Source organism: Streptomyces sp. NPDC048606 (assembly GCF_040650855.1).
Classification (GTDB): Bacteria; Actinomycetota; Actinomycetes; order Streptomycetales; family Streptomycetaceae; genus Streptomyces.
The window spans coordinates 205,776-224,628 of record NZ_JBEZIB010000006.1 but is presented as its reverse complement, the minus strand read 5'-3'; the positions used below and the strand labels follow the sequence as shown (position 1 = coordinate 224,628).

General features: G+C 73.3%; 16 protein-coding genes. 8 read left to right on the top strand and 8 right to left on the bottom strand.

The features are described from left to right. Nucleotides 1–19 precede the first annotated feature (19 nt). Nucleotides 20–2,476, bottom strand: coding sequence for a transglycosylase domain-containing protein (locus tag AB0D01_RS09370; RefSeq protein WP_363054482.1), 2,457 nt, complete (start codon nucleotides 2,474–2,476; stop codon nucleotides 20–22). A gap of 175 nt (nucleotides 2,477–2,651) precedes the next feature. Between AB0D01_RS09370 and AB0D01_RS09365 the strand changes: the two genes are divergently transcribed. The 5 genes from AB0D01_RS09365 (at nucleotide 2,652) to AB0D01_RS09345 (ending at nucleotide 7,658) form a co-directional block, all read left to right on the top strand. Beyond that, nucleotides 2,652–3,467 (top strand): ABC-2 family transporter protein, encoded by an 816-nt coding sequence (locus tag AB0D01_RS09365; RefSeq protein WP_363054481.1) that lies wholly within the window; start codon nucleotides 2,652–2,654, stop codon nucleotides 3,465–3,467. After that, nucleotides 3,460–4,341: an ABC transporter permease gene (locus AB0D01_RS09360; protein ID WP_363054480.1), complete on the top strand. Its 882-nt coding sequence runs from the start codon at nucleotides 3,460–3,462 to the stop codon at nucleotides 4,339–4,341. The genes AB0D01_RS09365 and AB0D01_RS09360 overlap by 8 nt, the downstream gene beginning before the upstream one ends. After that, entirely contained in the window at nucleotides 4,341–5,303 is a 963-nt protein-coding gene (locus AB0D01_RS09355) for an ATP-binding cassette domain-containing protein (RefSeq protein ID WP_363054479.1), read from the top strand. Before AB0D01_RS09360 ends, AB0D01_RS09355 begins: the two co-directional genes overlap by 1 nt. 92 nt (nucleotides 5,304–5,395) lie before the next feature. Beyond that, nucleotides 5,396–6,163, top strand: coding sequence for a DUF1707 domain-containing protein (locus AB0D01_RS09350; RefSeq protein WP_363054478.1), 768 nt, complete (start codon nucleotides 5,396–5,398; stop codon nucleotides 6,161–6,163). A 280-nt stretch (nucleotides 6,164–6,443) separates the two neighbouring features. Beyond that, nucleotides 6,444–7,658 (top strand): DUF445 domain-containing protein, encoded by a 1,215-nt coding sequence (locus AB0D01_RS09345; protein ID WP_363054542.1) that lies wholly within the window; start codon nucleotides 6,444–6,446, stop codon nucleotides 7,656–7,658. 193 nt (nucleotides 7,659–7,851) lie between these two features. Here the strand turns inward: AB0D01_RS09345 and AB0D01_RS09340 are convergent, their stop codons facing one another. Both AB0D01_RS09340 and AB0D01_RS09335 read right to left on the bottom strand, forming a co-directional pair. Next, the gene (locus AB0D01_RS09340) at nucleotides 7,852–8,151 is read right to left on the bottom strand and encodes a hypothetical protein (protein WP_363054476.1); all 300 of its coding nucleotides are present in this window, start codon (nucleotides 8,149–8,151) and stop codon (nucleotides 7,852–7,854) included. 70 nt (nucleotides 8,152–8,221) lie between these two features. Next, nucleotides 8,222–8,398 (bottom strand): hypothetical protein, encoded by a 177-nt coding sequence (locus tag AB0D01_RS09335; protein ID WP_363054475.1) that lies wholly within the window; start codon nucleotides 8,396–8,398, stop codon nucleotides 8,222–8,224. A gap of 160 nt (nucleotides 8,399–8,558) precedes the next feature. On the opposite strand from AB0D01_RS09335, the gene AB0D01_RS09330 reads away from it, so the two are divergent. Genes AB0D01_RS09330 through AB0D01_RS09320 form a run of 3 tightly spaced genes read left to right on the top strand, consistent with a single transcriptional unit; the run spans nucleotide 8,559 to nucleotide 10,644 of the window. Next, nucleotides 8,559–9,107 (top strand): GNAT family N-acetyltransferase, encoded by a 549-nt coding sequence (locus tag AB0D01_RS09330; protein ID WP_363054474.1) that lies wholly within the window; start codon nucleotides 8,559–8,561, stop codon nucleotides 9,105–9,107. A 36-nt stretch (nucleotides 9,108–9,143) separates the two neighbouring features. Next, nucleotides 9,144–10,160: a hypothetical protein gene (locus tag AB0D01_RS09325; RefSeq protein ID WP_363054473.1), complete on the top strand. Its 1,017-nt coding sequence runs from the start codon at nucleotides 9,144–9,146 to the stop codon at nucleotides 10,158–10,160. A 49-nt stretch (nucleotides 10,161–10,209) separates the two neighbouring features. Next, a complete protein-coding gene (locus tag AB0D01_RS09320) occupies nucleotides 10,210–10,644 on the top strand; it encodes a very short patch repair endonuclease (RefSeq protein ID WP_363054472.1) in 435 nt (144 codons plus the stop codon). Between the two features lie 79 nt (nucleotides 10,645–10,723). On the opposite strand, the gene AB0D01_RS09315 is transcribed toward AB0D01_RS09320, so the two are convergent. The 5 genes from AB0D01_RS09315 to AB0D01_RS09295 all read right to left on the bottom strand — a co-directional run bounded on the left by AB0D01_RS09315 (nucleotide 10,724) and on the right by AB0D01_RS09295 (nucleotide 18,800). After that, nucleotides 10,724–12,055: a DNA cytosine methyltransferase gene (locus AB0D01_RS09315; protein WP_363054471.1), complete on the bottom strand. Its 1,332-nt coding sequence runs from the start codon at nucleotides 12,053–12,055 to the stop codon at nucleotides 10,724–10,726. 78 nt (nucleotides 12,056–12,133) lie between these two features. Continuing rightward, nucleotides 12,134–15,091 carry a Z1 domain-containing protein gene (locus AB0D01_RS09310; protein ID WP_363054470.1) on the bottom strand — a complete coding sequence of 986 codons (2,958 nt, stop codon included), beginning with the start codon at nucleotides 15,089–15,091 and terminating at the stop codon, nucleotides 12,134–12,136. Between the two features lie 16 nt (nucleotides 15,092–15,107). Then, on the bottom strand, nucleotides 15,108–16,094 hold the full coding sequence (locus tag AB0D01_RS09305) for a PD-(D/E)XK motif protein (RefSeq protein ID WP_363054469.1): 987 nt from the start codon (nucleotides 16,092–16,094) through the stop codon (nucleotides 15,108–15,110). Between the two features lies 1 nt (nucleotide 16,095). Further along, nucleotides 16,096–17,628 carry an ATP-binding protein gene (locus tag AB0D01_RS09300; protein ID WP_363054468.1) on the bottom strand — a complete coding sequence of 511 codons (1,533 nt, stop codon included), beginning with the start codon at nucleotides 17,626–17,628 and terminating at the stop codon, nucleotides 16,096–16,098. Nucleotides 17,629–17,792: 164 nt separating this feature from the next. Further along, complete coding sequence (locus AB0D01_RS09295; RefSeq protein ID WP_363054467.1) at nucleotides 17,793–18,800, bottom strand: SEC-C domain-containing protein; 1,008 nt, start codon at nucleotides 18,798–18,800, stop codon at nucleotides 17,793–17,795. Nucleotides 18,801–18,853: the final 53 nt, after the last annotated feature.

Sequence of the window (18,853 nt, the reverse complement as noted above, 5' to 3'; positions counted from 1 at the left end):
TCGTCGCGCGGGTCCCCGGTCACTCCAGGTAGTCGGCCGGGGGTCGGCGTCCCCGGTCGGGCGATCCGGTGCTCTCCCCGCCCGTCGTCTCCCCTCCGGTGCTCTGGCCGCCGGTGTTCTGTCCGCCGGTGCTCTCGCCGCCGGTCGTGTCCCCGCCGCCCGTGTTCTGACCCCCGCTGTTCTGGCCCCCGGTGTTCTGGCCGCCGTCGGTCTGGCCGCCGTTGTTCTGGCCTCCGCTGTTCTGGCCTCCGGAGTTCTGCCCGCCGGTGTTCTGGCCGCCCGAGTTCTGTCCGCCGGTGTTCTGGCCCCCCGTGTTCTGTCCGGGCGTGGTCTGGCCGCCCGTCGAGGGGCTCGGGGGGAAGGGGGGACGGCTGCCGTCCTGCGGCTGTTGCGGGGTGCTCGGCTGGACCGGCGGGGGCGGCGCGATCCGGTCCGCGCCCGGCTGGAGCTCCAGGTCGAAGTCCACCGGGTCCGACCCCTCCAGGGCCGCCTTCGTGTACGCCGCCCAGATCCGGGCCGGGTAGCCGCCGCCCCCGATGCGGTTCTCGCCCAGGGCCCCGTAGAGGGACTGGAGCGTGCCCGTGTCGGGGTCCTGGCCCATCATCGAGACCACCGTCACGAGGTCCGGGGTGTACGCGGCGAACCAGGCGGCGCGGTCCAGTTCGGCGGTGCCCGTCTTGCCCGCGGCCGGCCGGCCGGCGGCCAGGGCTTCCGTCCCGGTGCCGTTGTCCACGACGCTGACCAGCATGGACGTGGTCGTGTCGGCGGCTTCGCGGCTGATGGCCTCGCGGCCGGTGCGGTCGGGCAGGTCGACGTCCTCGCCGTCCTTGGAGATCTTCTCCAGCAGGGTGTACGGGGTGTACCGGCCGTGGTCGGCGAGGGTCGCGTAGGCCACCGTCATGTCGAGGACGCTCGCCTGGAGGGTGCCCAGGGCCATCGCCGGGACGGGCGGGAAGTTCGGGGTGTTCTCGGGGATGCCGAGGGCGATGGCGGTGTCCTTGACCTTCACGGTGCCGACGTCGACGACCATCTGCGCGTACACGGCGTTGACCGACAGGTCGGTGGCGGTGTTGACGGTGATGGGCCCGTAGGAGACCTGCCCCTCGTTCTCGGGGCTGTAGCGGATCCGGCCGCCGACCACCGGCCGCCGGTTGTCGCCGTTGTAGACGGTGTTCGGGGTGATCCGGCGGCCGTCCTGGGTGCGCGAGTCGTTCTGGACGGCCGAGGCGAACACGAAGGGCTTGAAGGTGGACGCCACCTGGTAGTCGTGCCGGGTCGCGTTGTTCACGTACTGCTTCGTGTAGTCGATGCCGCCGTACAGGGCGACGACCTTCCCGGTGGCGGGGTCGATGGAGACGGCGCCGGCGCGGACGTCGCGGTCGGCGGGGCGGGCGGCCGGGTCGAGCTTCTCCACCATCTCCTTCTCGACGGCGGAGACGAGGGCGTTCTCGCGGCGCCGGTCGATGGTGGTGGTGATGCGGTAGCCGCCCTCGGCCAGGGTCTTGTCGTCGAGGATCCTGTTCTCGCCGATGTACTCCTTGACCGCCTCGACCAGGTAGCCGCGCTGACCGGACAGGCCGGCGGCCGGGCGGATCCTCCCCGGTTCGGGGAAGCGCGCGGCGGCGCGTTCCTCGGGGGTCATCCAGTTCTTCTTCACCATGCCGTCGAGCACGTAGTTCCAGCGGGCGACGGCGCGGTCGCGGCTGCGCGGGTGGGCGACGACGTCGAAGGCGCTGGGGGAGTTGAGGAGGGTGGCGAGGTAGGCCCCCTCGACGGGGGTCAGGGCGTTGACGTCCTTGCCGTAGTAGGCCTGGGCGGCGGCCTGGATCCCGTACGCGTTGCGGCCGAAGTAGCTGGTGTTCAGGTAGCCCTCCAGGATGTAGTTCTTCGACTTCTCGCGGCCCAGCTTGATCGCGATGAAGAACTCCTTCACCTTCCGGCTCACGGTCTGTTCCTGGCCCAGGTAGTAGTTCTTGACGTACTGCTGGGTGATGGTCGAGCCGGATTGCTTGCCCTTGCCGGTCAGCGTGTTCCAGGCGGCGCGGACCATCGCCTTGGGGTCCACCGCCCGCTCCGAGTGGAAGTCGCGGTCCTCGGCGGCCAGTACCGCCTCCTGGACGCCGGTGGGGACCTGGGAGAGGGGGACGTTGACGCGGTTGACCTCGCCGTCACGGGCGAGCGGGGACCCGTCCGCGTAGAGGTAGACGTTCGACTGCGCGGTGGCGGCCGCGTTCGCCGGCGGGATGTCGACCAGCAGGTAGCCGGCGACGAGGGCCCCGCCGAGCAGCAGGAGCAGGGCCAGGATCGTGCCGAGGGTGGTGCGCCAGGTGGGCAGCAGGCGGCGCGGGCCGGTGCGGCGGCCCTTCCCGCGCGCGGGTCCGGCGGGCCCCGTCGGGGGCGCGGTGTCCGCGGGGGGTCGTCCGGGGGTGTCCGGGTCGCGAGGCGTCCAGCCCTGGGGTGGTGACTGGTCGCTCATCTCCGGAACTCCTCGGCGCCGTACGAAACGTCCACACAAGTACCTCATGGTGTCTACCCGATGGCCGGTGATTCCGTGCCGGACGGGTGGAAATCGGTCGCGTGGCTCGCTCCTCCGCACTAAGCTCGCGCGCTTTGACCGACGTGGGAACGACGGGGGGAAACGGAGGGATACGGTGCGTCAGCGAGCCCGGCTCTACCCGGCCGTGGCGGCCGGCGGTTTCCGGCGGTACGCCACGTACGGGACGGCGACGGCCGCGGGGGTGTTCACCAACACCGTCTTCGGGTTGATCGTCGCGTACGCGTACCTCGCGCTGTGGGAGGAGCGCCCCGGTCTGGGCGGCTACGACCGGGCGCAGGCCCTCACCTTCGTGTGGGTCAGCCAGGCCCTGATCGCGGCGGTCGCCCTGATCGGGGGCGGTTTCCAGGAGGAGCTCCAGGAGCGGGTCCGCACGGGTGACATCGCCGTCGACCTGTACCGTCCGGCCGACCTCCAGCTGTGGTGGCTGGCCGCCGACCTGGGGCGGGCCGCCTTCCAGCTGATGGGGCGGGGCGTGGTGCCCCTGCTGGTGGGGGCCCTGGTCTTCCCGCTGGCGCTGCCGTCGGATCCGGCGCGCTGGGCGCTGTTCCTGGTGTCGGTGTTCCTGGGGTTGGTGGTGAGCTTCGCGATCCGCTACCTGCTGGGGTTGTCGGCGTTCTGGCTGATGGACGGCTCGGGGGTCAACCTGATGGCCGCCGTCGTGTCGACGTTCTTCTCGGGGGTGTTGCTGCCGCTCACCCTCTTCCCCGGCGGGTTCGGCGAGGTGGTGCGGTTGTTGCCGTGGGCGGCGATGCTCCAGACGCCGCTGGACGTTCTGTTGGGTACGCACGAGGGGGCGGGGGCGGCCCTGCCCGCGCTGGGGTTCCAGGCGGCCTGGGCGCTGCTCCTGCTGGGTGCGGGCCGGTGGGCGCAGGCGGCGGCGACGCGGAGGGTGGTGGTCCAGGGTGGCTGAGGCGACGCTGACGCGGGAGGACCGGGCCGACGGTCCGCGCGGCGGGGGCGCGGCGCGGGACGGGGGCGGTTGGCGGGAGGGGGTGCGCGGTTACGGGCTGATCGTGGCCATGTGGGTCCGTTCCACGATGACGTACCGGATGTCGTTCGTCCTGGCGACGGTGGGGAACGGGGCGATCTCCCTGCTCGACTTCGTCGCGGTCCACCTGATGTTCTCGCACGTGGACGTGCTCGGTGGGTTCACGCTGCCGGAGATCGCGCTGCTCTACGGGGCCTGCTCGGCCTCCCTCGGGTTGGCGGACCTGTTGCTCGGCAACACCGACCGGGTGGGCGTCCGGATCCGGGACGGTTCGCTCGACACGATGCTGGTGCGGCCGGTGCCGGTGCTGGCGCAGGTGGCGGCGGACCGGTTCGCGCTGCGCCGGCTGGGGCGGATCGTGCAGGGGCTCGGGGTGCTCGGTTGGGCGGTGTGGGCGGTGGACGTGGACTGGACGCCGGCCAAGGCGCTGCTGGTGCCGGTGATGGTGCTGGCGGGCGCGGGGATCTTCGCCGGGGTGCTGATCGGCGGGGCGGCGTTCCAGTTCGTGGCGGGGGACGCGGCCGAGGTGCAGAACAGCTTCACCTACGGCGGTTGCACGATGCTCCGGTACCCGCCGTCGGTGTTCGCGAAGGACCTGGTGCGCGGGGTGACGTTCGTGCTGCCGCTGGCCTTCGTCAACTGGGTGCCCGCGCTGTACGTGCTGGGGCGGCCCGATCCGTTGGGGCTGCCGGACTGGGCGGCGTTCGTGAGTCCGCTCGTGGCGTCGGCGGTGATCCTGCCCGCGTCGCTGGCCTGGCGCGCGGGTCTTCGTTCCTACCGCAGTACCGGGAGCTAGTGGTGTCGGAAGCGTTGATCTCGTTGGACGGGGTGGAGAAGGTCTTCGACGTACGGCGGCGGGTGGGTCCGCTGCGGCGGGAGAAGCGGCGGGTGCGGGCCGTGGACGGGATCGGTTTCGAGATCGCGCGCGGGGAGGTGGTCGGCTACATCGGGCCCAACGGGGCGGGGAAGTCGACGACGATCAAGATGTTGACCGGGATCCTCACGCCGAGCGCCGGCCGGGTGCGCGTCGCGGGGATCGATCCGGCGCGCGAGCGGATGCGGTTGGCGCACCGGATCGGGGTGGTGTTCGGGCAGCGCACCACGCTGTGGTGGGACCTGCCGTTGAGGGACTCGTACGGGTTGATGCGGCGGATGTACCGGATCCCTCGGGCGCGCTACGCCGAGAACCTGGAGCGGTGCGTGGAGAACCTGGACCTGGCGGCGCTGCTCGACGTGCCGGTCCGTCAGTTGTCGCTCGGGCAGCGGATGCGCGGGGACATCGCGGCGGCGTTGCTGCACGATCCGGAGGTGTTGTACCTGGACGAGCCGACGATCGGGTTGGACGTCGTCAGCAAGGCGAAGGTGCGGGCCTTCCTGCGGCGGTTGAACGAGGAGTCGGGCACCACGGTGCTGCTGACCACGCACGACCTCCGGGACATCGAGCAGTTGTGCGGGCGGGTGATGGTGATCGACCACGGGCGGCTGGTGTACGACGGTCCGTTGGCCGGGCTGCACGCGGTGGGGGGCGGCGAGCGGACGCTGGTGGTGGACCTGGAGCGGGAGCTGGCGCCGATCGAGGTGGAGGGGGCCCGGGTGGTGCGGGTGGACGGGGCGCGGCAGTGGTTGGCGTTCCCGGCGGGTTCCTCGGCGGCGCCGTTGGTGGCGGCGGTGGCGGCGCGGTATCCGTTGTCGGACCTGTCGTTGCGGGAGCCGGACATCGAGGACGTGATCGCGCGGATGTACGCGGGGCGGGGGTAGGGGTGGGTAGGGGATGAATCAGGGGCGGCCCCGGGGTGGAGGTCGGGGACGGGCCGTTCTGCGGGGGCGCCCGGGTGCATAGGGTGGTCCACATGAGTGACGAGCGGCCTCAGGAGCCGTTGCCGGAGAAGGCATCGCTGGAGAAGGCCCCCGCGCCCGCCCCCGCCCCCGCGCCCGTTCCCGCCCCTGCGGAGCGGTCGCCGGAGCCGGGCGGGATGAGGGCCTCGGACGCCGACCGCGAGCGGGTGGTGGAGCGGTTGCGGGACGCCGTCGCCGAGGGCCGGCTCGACATGGACGAGTTCGAGGAGCGGCTGGACGCGGCGTACGCCTCCCGTACGTACGCCGAGCTCGAACCCCTGACCCGCGACCTGCCGGCCCCGGCGGGCGAGGCGGGCGCCTTCCCGGTGGTTCCCGCGCCCGGCGCGGCGCCCGCGCCGGCGGACCGGTCCTGGGCGGCGCGGATCGGTGGCGGGGGCACCTCGGCGACGGGGGTCGCGGTGATGTCGGCGTTCCAGCGCAAGGGGCACTGGACGGTGCCGCGCCGCTTCGACGCGGTGGCGTTCTGGGGCGGGGGTGAGATCGACCTGCGCCAGGCGAACTTCGCGGAGCGGGAGGTGGTCATCAACTGCTTCGCGGTGATGGGCGGCATCGAGATCACGGTTCCGCCGGGCGTGGACGTGGAGGTGCGGGGCATCGGCGTCATGGGCGGTTTCGACCAGCGGGGGAGCGACCATCCGGTGGACCCGGCCGCGCCGCGGGTGATCGTCACCGGGTTCGCCTTCTGGGGCGGGGTGGGGATCAAGGTGAAGGAGCCGAAGGGGCGGGGGCGGGCCGGCGGGGGTTCCCGCAAGGAGCTGTGAGGCAGCGGTAGGGGAGCCGTGGGCGAGCGGTGGGCGAGCGGTAGGCGGGCCGTAGGGGCCGTCCGCGGTGCCGTTCGGCGTGCCGGGAACTCCCCGGGCCCGTCGGGAGTCGGAAGATACGCAGACAAAACCGGCCACCGGGGGAAGGCAGGAGCACGTGGACGACGTGGACAGCCGCACGAGATCAGCGGTCGCGGACGCGACCGGGGCGCCCGCCGCGGCCCGGGGAGCCTTCGTCTTCAACGCGGCCGACGAGGAGCGCCGGCGCGGGGTGCGCCGCATGAAGACCACGGCGACGGGCCTGCTGCTCCTGGTCGCGGTGGTGTACGTCCTGGCCAAGTGCGCGCAGCACGCCTGGGGCGCGGGCGGCTGGGCCGGGTACGTCGCGGCAGCCGCGGAGGCCGGCATGGTCGGCGCGCTGGCCGACTGGTTCGCCGTCACGGCCCTGTTCCGGCGGCCGCTGGGCCTGCCCATCCCGCACACGGCGATCATTCCGACGAAGAAGGACCAGCTGGGCGTCTCCCTCGGGGAGTTCGTCGGCGAGAACTTCCTGTCCTCCGACGTCGTACGGGCCCGCCTGCGCGCGCTCGGCATCGGCGGGCGCCTCGGTGCCTGGCTGGCCGAGCCGGCGCACGCCGACCGGGTCACGGCGGAGCTGGCCACGGCGCTGCGCGGGGCCCTGACGGTCCTGCGCGACTCCGATGTGCAGGCGGTGGTGGGCGAGGCGATCACGCGGCGGGCCGAGACCGCCGAGATCGCGCCGGGCCTGGGCAAGACCCTGGAGCGGGTCGTCGTCGACGGCGGTCACCACCGGGCGGTGGACCTGGTGTGCGCCAAGGCCCACGACTGGCTGGTCACGCACGGCGAGTCGGTGATGGAGGCGGTCCAGGGCGGGGCTCCGGGTTGGACGCCGCGCTTCGTGGACCGCAAGATCGGCGACCGGGTCTACAAGGAGCTGCTGCGCTTCGTCACCGAGATGCGGGACATGCCGGGGCACCCGGCGCGCGGGGCGGTGGACCGGTTCCTGACGGACTTCGCGGCCGACCTGCAGTCGGACACGGCGACGCGGGCGCGGGTGGAGCGGCTGAAGTCGGAGATCCTGGCGCGCGGCGAGGTGCAGGACGTGATCGCGTCCGCGTGGACGGCGGTGCGGGCGATGATGATCTCGGCGGCGGAGGACGAGCAGAGCGAGCTGAGGCTGCGGGTGCGGTCCTCGCTGATGTCGCTGGGCGCGCGCCTGGCGACGGACGGGCGCCTCCAGGGCAAGGTCGAGGGGTGGATCGAGGGCGCGCTGGTCTACGTGGTCACCACGTACCGGGCCGAGATCACCTCGCTGATCACGGACACGGTGGCCGGCTGGGACGCCGAGCACACCTCGCGGAAGATCGAGGCCCACATCGGGCGGGACCTCCAGTTCATCCGGATCAACGGCACGGTGGTCGGCGCCCTGGCGGGCCTGCTGATCTACACGATCTCCCGCGCGTTCGGAGCCTGACCCGCGTACGCGGCGGGACCGGCCCGGCGACGCGACACCGCCCCGCGCGGCGGCCCCGCCCGCCCCGGGGTCGGCCCGGAGCGGTCCGGGTCGAGCCCCGTCGGTCCCCCGGCGGCAGGGGTCGGCCGAGGGCGACGCCGGCTCGGCCGGTCCCGCCCCGGGGTCGGGCCGGAGCGGTCCCGGCGGGGCCTCGTCAGGCCCGGTCGGCGACGGCCCAGGCGCCGGCGGCCACCACGGCGGCGGCGCCGATGACGGCCGGCCAGGCGCCGACCTTCTTGGCCAGCGGGTGCGCCCCCGCGAAGCCGGCGAGGTACAGCGCCCCCAGTCCGGCCGCGGCCGGGGTGCCGCCCGCCCGGTGCCACTCGCGGCCGGCCACGAGCCCGGCGGCGCCGAGCACCACTCCGCCGAGCGGCCGCTTCTTGGTCCAGCGGGCGACGGCGTAGCCGCCGACCAGGCCGGCCGCCGCCACCGCGGAACTCGGTACGCGCGCCATGTCGAACTCCCTCGTTCGTTCCTGTGTGTCTGTCGCTCACGTGTCCGTCGGTCACGTGTCCACGGGCAGGCTAACGCGGTCGCCGGGCCGCCCGTCGGGCGCCCAGCGCCCCGAGGGCGAGCACCGCGCCGCCGATCGCGGCGTCCGGCACCGCCTCCCGTACCGCCCTCGGCAGCGTCGCCACCACCCCGAGGACGAGGAGGAAGGCGAGTGCGCAGCGCCCGGCGACCCGCAGCAGTCTGTCCACGGGCTGCTCAACGCGGCGGCCGGGTCCGCGACACGGACACCGGGCGGGCGATTTGTCGCACACTCGCCGGTTCTGCGCACGGCCGGGGCGGGGAACCTCCGGCGCGTAGATTCGGTCTTCCAGGGGGAAACCCGCGCAACCCACCACTGGAGTCGACACCGTGATCTCTTACGGACGTACCGTCCTCGACCTCGCGGACGAGCTGGTCGACACCTATGCCGAGGTGTTCTCCGGCCCGCCTTGGAACGAAGGCGAAGAAACCATTCGCCAGTTCTCGACCCGGCTTCAGTCGGACGTGCGGCGTCCGGGGTTCCGGACGGCCTTCGCCCAGTCCCCGGCCGGCATCGACGGGTTCGCCACCGGCTGGCTGACCCCGGACCCCTTCCCCGCGCACCGCGCCTACCCGCAGGTCGCCGCCCAGCTCGGCGCGGACCGGGTGCGCGGACTCCTGGTCGGGGCGCTGGAGATCGACGAGCTCGCCGTACGCGGCCACGCGCGCGGCCAGGGCACCGGCCGGGCCCTGCTCACCGAGATCACCGCCGACGCCCCCGACGGCCGGGCGTGGCTGCTGACCTCGCGGCTGGCCACGGACACGGTGGCCACGTACCGGCGGCTCGGCTGGCACGAGGTCCCCGCGCTCCCCGGCACCCTCACCGGTGTGATCGTCTTCCTGGCGCCGGGCCACCCGGACCGCCCCGGCGCCCGCTGAGGGGTACGCGCCCCCGGCCCCGGGCATACCCGGGCCATGATCACGAACGGAACCGTCCGCGCGGCCCGCCGCCAACTCGGCCTCGCCACCCGCCACCAGCTCACCGTCGCCGCCGGGGTCCCCGCCGGCACCCTCGCCTCCCGCACCCGGCCCGGCGGGCCCTGGCAGCGGCTGCTGCCCCGGGTGTACCTGCTCCAGACCGGCCCCCCGGACCCACGACAACGGGCCCTCGCCGCCGTCCTGTACGCGGCCGAGCCCACCGCCGACCCGCTGAACGGCGACACCGCCGCCCTCACCGGAGGCGCCGCGCTCACCCTCCTGGGCATCCCGGACGCCCCGCCCGCCCCCGCCGACGTGCTGATCCGCGCCCCGCGCCGGCTCGCCGCCACGGCGCGCGTGCGCCCCCGGGCCACCTCCCGATGGCCCCTCACCCTGACCGTCTCGGGCATCCCCTGCGCCCGCCCCGTCCGCGCCGCCGCCGACTTCGCCGACCGCGCGGCCCCGCCCGGCCCGCTGCCGCCGGCCCGGGCCGACCGGGTGCGCGCGGTGTTGGCCCAGGTCGTCCAGGCGGGCTGGTGCCACCCGGGGGACCTGCACGCCGAACTGCGGGCCGCCCGGCTCCTGGCCCGCCCCGCGATCCGGGCCGCCGCGACGGAACTCCTGGCCGGGGTCCGCTCGATCGCCGAGGCCCGCGCCCGCGACCGCCTCGAAGGCAGCGACCTGCCGACACCCCTGTGGAACGCCCGCCTGCACACCCCCGACGGCGCCTTCCTGGCCGGGCCGGACGCGTACTGGCCCGACGAGGGCGTGGCCCTGGAGGTCGACTCGGCGGAGTACCACTACACCCGCGACTCCTGGCAGGCCACGCTCCGCCGCCGGCTGCGCCTGGAGTCCCACGGCGTCGCGGTGGTCAGCGCCACCCCGGCGATGATCCGCGACACCCCGGCCGAGGTGATCGCGGCGCTGCGCGCGCTCCTCGCCCTCGCCGCCGGCCGCGCCGCACCGCCCGCGGTCGTCGCCCGCGGCCGGCAGCAGCTCACCCTCCCCCTGTGACCAGGGCGGACCCGGGCGTGCTGTCACAGGCCCGGTCCACAATGGGGGCGTGGACAAACTCGTGACGACCGCCGGGGTGCGGGCGCGGATGAGCCGCCAGAAGAGCCGTGACACCTCCGTGGAGGTGGCGCTGCGCAGGGCCCTGCACGCGGCGGGGATGCGCTACCGGATCCACCGCCGGCCGGTGAAGGGCGTGCGGCGCGAGGCGGACATCGTCTTCGGTCCGGCCCGCCTGGCGGTCTTCGTGGACGGCTGCTTCTGGCACGGCTGCCCCGAGCACGCCACCTGGCCGAAGAACAACGCGGAGTTCTGGCGCGCGAAGATCGAGGGGAACCGGCGCCGGGACCTCGACACCGACGCCCGGTTCGCCGAGGCGGGGTGGCTGGCGCTGCGCGTGTGGGAGCACGAGGAGGTGGACGAGGCGGCGGCGCGCGTGCTGGCGGCCGTCACCGACCGCCTCGCGGAGCGCGCCGCCCGCCGCTGACGGCGCGGGCACCGGCGGCGCGGGCACCGGCGGCGCGGGCACCGGCGGCCCCGGCGCGGGCGCGCTCCCGCGCCGGTTCCTACGCCCCGGGCGTCAGGAAGGTGTGGATGGCGCGGGCCAGCGCCGTGCCGAGGCCGACGGGGACGGCGTTGCCGATCTGTCGCGCGATCTCGATCTTCGTCCCGTACCAGCGGAAGGTCTCCGGGAAGCCCTGGATCAGGGCGGCCTCGTAGTGGGTGATGGGGCGGTCCTCCGTGGGGTGGAGGTAGCGGCCCTTCTCCGGCTTGTAGAACTCGGTGCGGATGGTCACCGAGGGCTGCGCCCCGCGCAGGCGCCCCATCACGTCGCCGGAGCCGGAGTTGTGGTTGTCCCAGCTCTCGGTGGACAGGTAGAACTGCTCGCCCTTGAGGCGGTTGTAGCCCTTCTCGGTGGACAGCCGGATGGCTCCCGTACGGTCGAGCCGGTAGAAGAGGCCGCGCAGGTCCTTGCGGTTGCCGTTCTCGGGGATCGCCCTGTACCGGGCGCGGGAGAGGTCCTCGGGGGACCGTCCGAAGTGCAGGTCCGAGGTGAGGTAGTGGCCCGGGACGGGGCCGGCGGCCTCGCCCGTGTCGCGCGGGTCGGGCATCCGCTCCAGCAGCGGGCGCCGCGCGGAGAGCTCGAAGACCTCCGAGACGGGGGTCCAACGCGGCAGTGACGTTCCCCCGGAAGCCGAAGCCGAAGCCGAACCCGAAGCCGAGCCGGAAGCCGAACCCGAGCCGGTACCGGTGCCGAACAGGGCGTCCTGCCCCTCGCCGGGCAGGACCCCGTGCTTGTGGTGCGTCGGCGCCGGGTGGCGCAGCGGCTCGGCGAAGTCCTTGTGGGTGCAGATCACGATGACCCGGCGGCGGGCCTGCGGCACCCCGTAGTCGGCGGCGTTCAGCACGGCCGGGACCACGGTGTAGTCGTGCAGCGGGTGGCCGGGGGTGGTGGAGGCGGAGACCAGTTCGGCGTACTGCGGGGACTTCAGGAAGCGGTCCACGTTCTCGATCACGAAGACCTTGGGGTGGACCTTGGCCACCACCCGCACGTACTCCTGCCACAGCTCGTTGCGCGGGTCCGTCGGGTCCTCCTTGCCCAGGCCCGAGAAGCCCTGGCAGGGCGGACCGCCCATGATCACGTCGACCTGGCCCTTGAAGGGCGTGGGGTCGAAGTCGGTGATGTCGCCTGCGTAGACGTGGGAGCCGCCGAAGTTGGCCGCGTACGTCGCCGCCGCGGCCCGGTCGAACTCGACCGCGGCGACGGGCACGAACGGACTGGGGCCCCCCGACGGCGCGTACCGCCGGAACCCGGCGGAAAAGCCGCCGGCACCGGCGAACAGGTCCATGACGCGGATCTGCCCGGGAGGGGACTGCCGGTGCTGCGTGCTGGTCATGGGGGTCAAGTGTAATCACCGGGACCCCGCGGGCCGTGCCCTCCCGCGGGGTCGTAAAACGCTCTCGGGACGCCGCCCTCAGCGGGCGTCGAGCTCCGTGACGTCGATGATCGGATCCTCCTTGGAGGAGATCGTGGTGAACCGGACGACCTGCCCGTTCGCGCTGTGTGCCGAGGCCGGCGCCACGAAGGTGAACGCCATCACCAGCCGGTCCGCGCCGATCCGCCGGTCGGCGTCGAAGGAGCCCTGGTGGGCGCTCTGCACGATCGGGTAGAGCACCAGGGCGCCCCGCCGCTCGGCGACCAGGGCCTCGGTCGCCGGGTCCGAGGAGGGGCCGAGCGCCCCCGCGATCCGGTGCGCGACGCCGCGGTGCTTGCGGTCGCTGATCGCGCCGAAGAGCGGCCCGCGGTCCGCGCGCCGGTCGCGCGAGAACCACGCGTACGCCCGACCCCCCTCGCCGAGGACCACGCTCTTCGCGTCCGTGGTCGTGGCGTGCTGGGGGGCCAGGACCATCCAGTCGTCCACCTTCCCCGCCTCGGTGATCTCCCGCAGGTAGCGCAGGTGCGGAAGGAACTGGTCGGGCAGCTCCCAGCGCAGCTGGCCGAGGGTCTCCAGCAGGGCCGGCGCCGCCAGCGTCCCGCGCAGGGCCCGGAAGCGGTGCGTGACGTTCTCCTCCGGGAAGCGGTAGCCGAACGTCTCCACCTCGGGCCCGAGGCCTTCCAGGACCGGCAGCCACAGCCCGGTGTTGTGCCGCAGGTCCGCGCCCTTCTGCGGGTAGGCGGTCGGCTCCTCCCAACGCCCGGCGGACCGCACCAGCTCCAGTCGGGCGTTGTACATCTTGTTCGCGCTGGTCGGCTTCAGCCAGGGCAGGTGCTGCGAGACCAGCGGGGGGATCTGGGCGGGGGTCACCTGGGGGCGGCCGTCCACCATGTGCGCGTACCGCCCGAGCTCCGCGCGGAAGGCCTCCTCGTCGAGGCAGATCGCCTGGAACGCCTCGTACAGGTCGACCTCGCTGCGGCCCATGGTCTCCTTGCGGCCCAGGTAGAGGCGGACGAGGTCCCGGTAGCCGTGGCGGAAGCCGAACCAGCGGCCCATCTGCATCAGGGTGGAGGCGTTCCCGGCGCGGCGGCGGAAGAAGGACACCGTCAGGCCCTCGACGGTGAACCCGCGGGCCAGCTTCTGGCCGCCGATCAGGATCTTCCAGATGGGGCGCTTGTCGAAGTCGGCCTCGCCGGTCTCCAGGTCCTGGTCGCCGTTGACGACGACGATCGGACGGTCGTCGCCGCCGATGCGCACGCTCGCCGGCCCGACGTAGGGCATCAGCTCCTCGTACGAGGCCGGCACCGCGTGCCCGTCGGCGCGGACCTCCGAGACCGGGGCGACGTCGGCGTCGAACAGCTCCCGCAGCCGGGCGTGGCCGCGCGGGCCGGTGTATCCGGCGTCGTGCCACAGGCCCAGCACGCGGTCGTGCAGTTCCCGGTGGACGCCGGTGCGCACCGATTCGTGGATGAGCATCGTGTGGTGCGCGAAGTGGCCGTCGCCCAGCTCGCCCACGTCCTCGCGGTAGAGCTTCATCGCGGCGGTGAGCACGAACATGTCCATGGCCCGCTGGAGGCAGGTGTCGTCCTCGTCGTCGTCGACGATGTCGCGGACGTGCGCCTTCTCGTTGGAGTTGGCGTAGGTGCGCTCGGCCTCCTCCAGGTCCGAGTCCAGGTCGTGGAAGTCGCGGGCGCCCATGTACCCGGTGGGGCGGGGCAGGGAGATGAGGAAGTCCTTGGGGAAGATGTCCTCGGTGTCGCTGGGGTCGACGAAGACGTTCGCGAAGGGCGTCGCCGTGTAGCCGACGTACTGGGCCCGGGGCAGCATGTGCAGGAGCTTGGAGATCTGCTCGTTGATCGCGCTGCGCTGCACGTCGGGCTTCGAGGTGTTGACGGAGGCCTCGTCCGACTCGTCGTCGATGATCAGGACGGGGATCTCCGCGAGCGGCGTCTTGATCTTCCCGAGGTCCTTGACGAGCTTGGACAGGACCGTCTTGTTCTTCTTCACCACCATCAGGCGGGCCGAGGAGCGGTGCAGGTTCTCCTGGTCGTACAGGGGCAGGGCCGGTTCGCGCTTCTCGAACTCCAGCGCCGTGATCCCCTGGAGCAGGCTCTTGTAGTCGTCGTCGCGGGTGGTCATCCGGACGATGTCGAAGGCGCCGAGCGCGGAGGGCGGACCGCCGAAGCTCACGAACTTCCCGGCGGTCCAGGCCGGGTCGTCGGCGTAGTCCGACTCCGACTCGTCCGCGCCGCGCAGGATGTTCTCCCGGCCGACCAGTTCCATGTCCAGGCGGCGCTGGGTCTGGGCCCGCAGCATGTTCAGGGTGCCGCCGAGGACGATCACCAGGCGGTAGCCGGCGTCGACGGCCTTGGCCATGACACCGGTGAAGTTGGCGGTCTTGCCGGACTGCACGTAGCCCACGACCAGCCCCTTGGACTGGTAGACCTCCGAGTCGGTGGGGTCCGCGAGCCGTTCCACGACCTGGTCGGTGGCCGCGTCCAGCGCCGCCACGGCGTGTTCGGGCCAGCCCTTGTCGGTGAGCAGGCGGCGGTAGGCGGGCCAGTAGTGGGGGCGGCTGAGCTGTGACTGCGGCGTGTACCAGGGCTTGTGTTCGGGGCTGATGACGACGGCGCCGTCGGTCTTCGCCACGGGGATCAGGGCGTCGAGCAGCGCCGCCGTCGCGGGCTGCAGGCGCAGCAGGGCGTGGACCTCGGCGCGGCGCTCGTCGGTGCGCGGCGCGGTCGTGCTCCAGGCCGGCTGTTCGACGTAGTCCCAGCGCACGAGCTGCCTGCGCCACAGCTCGACGAGCCGGTGCGTGGAGTGGGCCTCCTCCAGGGCGCTTTTGAAGTCGCTCTCGTCGGCGCAGGCCTCGGCCCCGGGGTCGAGGTCCTCCGCCTGGTAGGCGAGGGCGCGCGCCAGGCTCTTGGGCCGGCTGCCGTCGAGGTCGGACAGGACCGCGCCGTGCAGGGCGAGGCGCAGGGATTCGATGTTCGTCACGATGGGTCCTCGTCGGTCACGGAAGACGGAAGTCGGTGAGGTCCACGGGTGAACCCTCGATGGTGGTCAGGTGGTCCACGTGGATGCGGTAGTCGATCGACGAGAGGTGCGCGCGCACCTCGGGCGCGATCATCTCCGCGGTGAGGCGGGGCAGGTGCTCGGCGGGGACGACCAGGGGTGCGCTGCGCGGGGTCCAGCGTTCGTCGTCCTCGGCCGGGTCCTCGGCCGCGGTCCGGTGCCACCCGCAGGCGGCGAGGGCCTCGCGCAGACGGTCGGCGGCGCGGGGGTCCTGCGCGCGGGCGGCGGCCAGGGCGGCGGTCGCCGACTCGCCGAGGGAGCGTCCGCCGGCGCCGCCGCGGGTCAGCTGGATCGAGGCGAACCACAGCGGGCGGCCCCGGCTCCCGGTGAGCTGGCGCAGTCCGTGGACGGTGTGCGCGCGTTCCTCGCCGGAGGTGGTCTTCACCTCCAGGTCGCAGGTCGGCAGGGCGAAGTCGTGCTGTTCGGCCCGGGGGCCGGTCCAGGAGTCGACGGCGCGCGTCCAGCCGTGGGAGCGGGCCACGGCGGCCAGCACGGCCAGTTCGCCGTGCAGGCCGACGCGTCGCTCGACGCCGAGGCCGCGCGGTCGGTCGAGCAGCCTCTGCCAGGCGGCCACGGTCTCCTCGAAGGCCCGCCCGAGGTCGCGTCCGCCGGTGACGACGCGGTCGGCGATGGCCAGCAGCAGGTCGTGGAAGTCCCGCATCAGCGCCACGTCGGTGGTGCGGACGCGGGCCATGCGCCGGCCGTCGCGCAGGACCTGGTCGATGGTGACGGCGGGCAGGGGGGAGCGGGGGAGCCGCCCGCGCGGGTCGAGCGCGACGCGGAGGCTGATGTCGCGCCCGCCGTCCCCGATGTCGTACCAGACCGCGCGGGGGGCCCCGGGCGGGGAGAGCGGGTAGCTGGTGGCCTGTCGCGCGCCGAGGTAGTGCTCGACCGCGGACCAGGGCAGTTCGGGGGGCCCGGCCACCTCAGTCGTCCTCGCCGACGCGTTCGATCTCGGTGCGGGCGGCGGCGACCAGGACGGACTGCCACAGCTGGAGGTTGTCCTTCTCGCGGCTGCCGCTGTACTCCTTCTCGAACACCTGGTGCAGGAGCAGGTACATGAGGGACTTGAGGGTGGGGGCGTCGTCCGTGCCGCCGCGCCGGCCGCCGAGGATGGCCGACCGGTAGTGCCGGTTGAGTCCGATCGTGCGGTTCTCCCGGTCGATGTCGAAGAAGACGCCGTTGTCCAGCTCCCGCCAGTGGATCGAGACGGGGTCCTCGCCCGGGATCAGGGGCAGTTCGTCCTCGATGGCCTCGCGGACGGCCGGGTCGAAGCCCTTGCCGGGCCCGATGACCGGCTTGCGGGTGGTGCCGGCGCGCTTGCGGGCGTCGCGGTAGACGCCCTCGCAGGAGCCGATGTAGTCGAGGAAGCGTCCGCCGTCCGCGTCCTTGGCCTGCTCCAGGGCGGTGACGAACTCGGGGGAGACCTCGACGCCCTCCTTCTTCACGGTCAGCCGGAAGACGTCGTTGCGGGTGGTGGGGAGGTCGATGGCGATCCGGGAGAGGGCCAGGTGCTGGTCGGGCTGGCGGAAGTTGTTCCAGCCGCCCGCCTGGACGAGCCGGTCGTGGCGGTAGAAGTAGAAGCCCTGGCGTTCGAGGACGGAGCCGACGGCCTTGTACCCGTCGAGGGTCGACTTCGCGGGCCAGACGTGCGCGTCGAGGGCGACCGGTTCCAGCGAGGGCAGGTGCGCGGTGTAGCGGCGCGGGTAGTCGGCGTGGCCCGGGACCGGGTAGCCGAACGGGTCGAGGGGTTCGACGCCGAAGTTCATGTACTCGGTGCCGGTGTTGACGTCCTCGACGGCGATCGTGATGTTGAAGTCCTCGCGGGCGAGGAAGCGGTGCAGGTACAGGCCGAGCTGGAGGCCGAGCCGGTTGATGGTGCGGTGCAGGTAGCGGTCGGTCTGGCCGCCGCCGCCGGAGCGGGGGAAGTTCTTGACCCCGTCCCAGCGGATGACGGTGCCCTGCCAGGTGATCGGCCGCTCCGCGTAGCGGTCGATCAGGGTCTGGGCGTAGTCCTGCGCGACGATGTCGCACTGGTGGCCGTTGACGGCGTGTTCCATGAGCCAGCGGCGGCCGACCGCGCGCGTGCGGCGGGTCTTGGTCACGACGGTGACGGAGGAGGCGTGGCTGAGCGACGCGGACTTCAGGCCGGTGCCGAACATGCCGAGGGCGCGGGGGTCGTAGTCGCGGCGCCCGCCGACGGTCATGGCGACGTCGAGCTCCTCGTCGGTCATGCCCTTGCCGTCGTCGATGACGAGGAGGCTGACGAGCCGGTCGTCGTCCCGCAGGAAGTGGATCACGACGTCCCGGGCGCCCGCGTCGATGGAGTTGTCGACGAGATCGGCGATGGCCACCTCGAACCCGTACCCCTGGCTGCTGAGCGCCTCCATGTAACGGGCGTCGGGCGGGAGGTGCTTGCTGCCCGTGGTGGGTACGTCGAACTGCCAGTCGCCGGTCATGCCTGCCTCAAAGTCGTCGAAACGAGGACGAGCCTAAACCGGGGGCCGGCCGGCGTCGTGGGTGGGCAGCCCCGGGTGACCCGCCGCCCGGGAGGCGGGTCGGCGGGTCGGCGGGTCGGGGCGCGCGGGGTGCGGGTCGCGGGGTTCGGGCGGGGCCGGTCCGCTCAGGCCGCGGTCGGGCCGCCGTGGCACTCCGGGTAGGGCTTGGTGGAGCCGCACCAGCAGGGGCCGGTGGAGGTGGGGGGCCAGGTGTCGGCCTTGCCCCGGGCCGCGAGGGTCGTCGCGTACTCGGCCAGCAGGGAGGGGGAGGCCGGGGAGGTCTTCTCCGAGGCGGCGAAGGCCTCGTAGGAGGGGACGCTGCCCGTGACGATGCCGAGGTTCGTGGTGCCCGAGGCGGCCAGGGCGCGCAGGGAGGCCTCGATGTGGGCGAGGTGGGCGTCGTGGGAGGGGTACTCGGCGGCCAGGGTGGGGTAGGCGGTGACCAGCTCGTCCAGTTCCCGCTCGGGCCAGTGCAGCATCGCCACCGGGAACGGGCGCGAGAGCGCGGCCCGGCGGTCGCCCAGCTCGGCGCGCAGCCGGGCGATCTCGGCCCGCAGTTCCGCCGGGTCGTCGGAGCCCAGGGCCCAGATGCGCTTGGGGTCGTGGAGTTCGTCGAGGGGGATCGGGCCGATGTGGCGGGTGTCGGCGACCATGTCCCAGTCGTCGTGCGGGAGTCCGAGCAGCCGGCGGACCCGGTGGCGGCCCGTGAGGAGGGCGGTGGTGGCCGGGGTGAGCGGGGCGGCGTCGGCCACGAGGAGGGTCGCCGCCTCGTTGAAGCAGTCGAGCGAGGCCTCCAACTCGTCGTGCGCCTCCAGGGATTCCGCGATGACCTCCCAGGGCGCCGGATCCGCCGGGGCGGCGGTTCGGATACCGGAGATCAGGGCGCGGGCCTCGGCCTCGTGGCCGTACTCCCACAGGTTCGCGGCCTGGAGGGCCTTGATCAGGTGGGGGTCGGCCGGAGAGCCGGCGAGGAGCTGGTCGTAGAGGGTGCTCGCCCGCTCGCGTGCGTCGGCCAGTTCGAGGTGGGCCGCGGCCTGGAGGAGCAAGGGCTCCTGGTCCTCGGGGTAGCGGGTCGCCGTGCGGATGAGGCGCTCGGCTTCGGCGATGTGCTCGGCAGGCGTGTCGGGGCGCATGGTTCACACCGTACTGCCGCTGGTCAGTTGAGGGGGCAGGTCTTAGGGTGCGG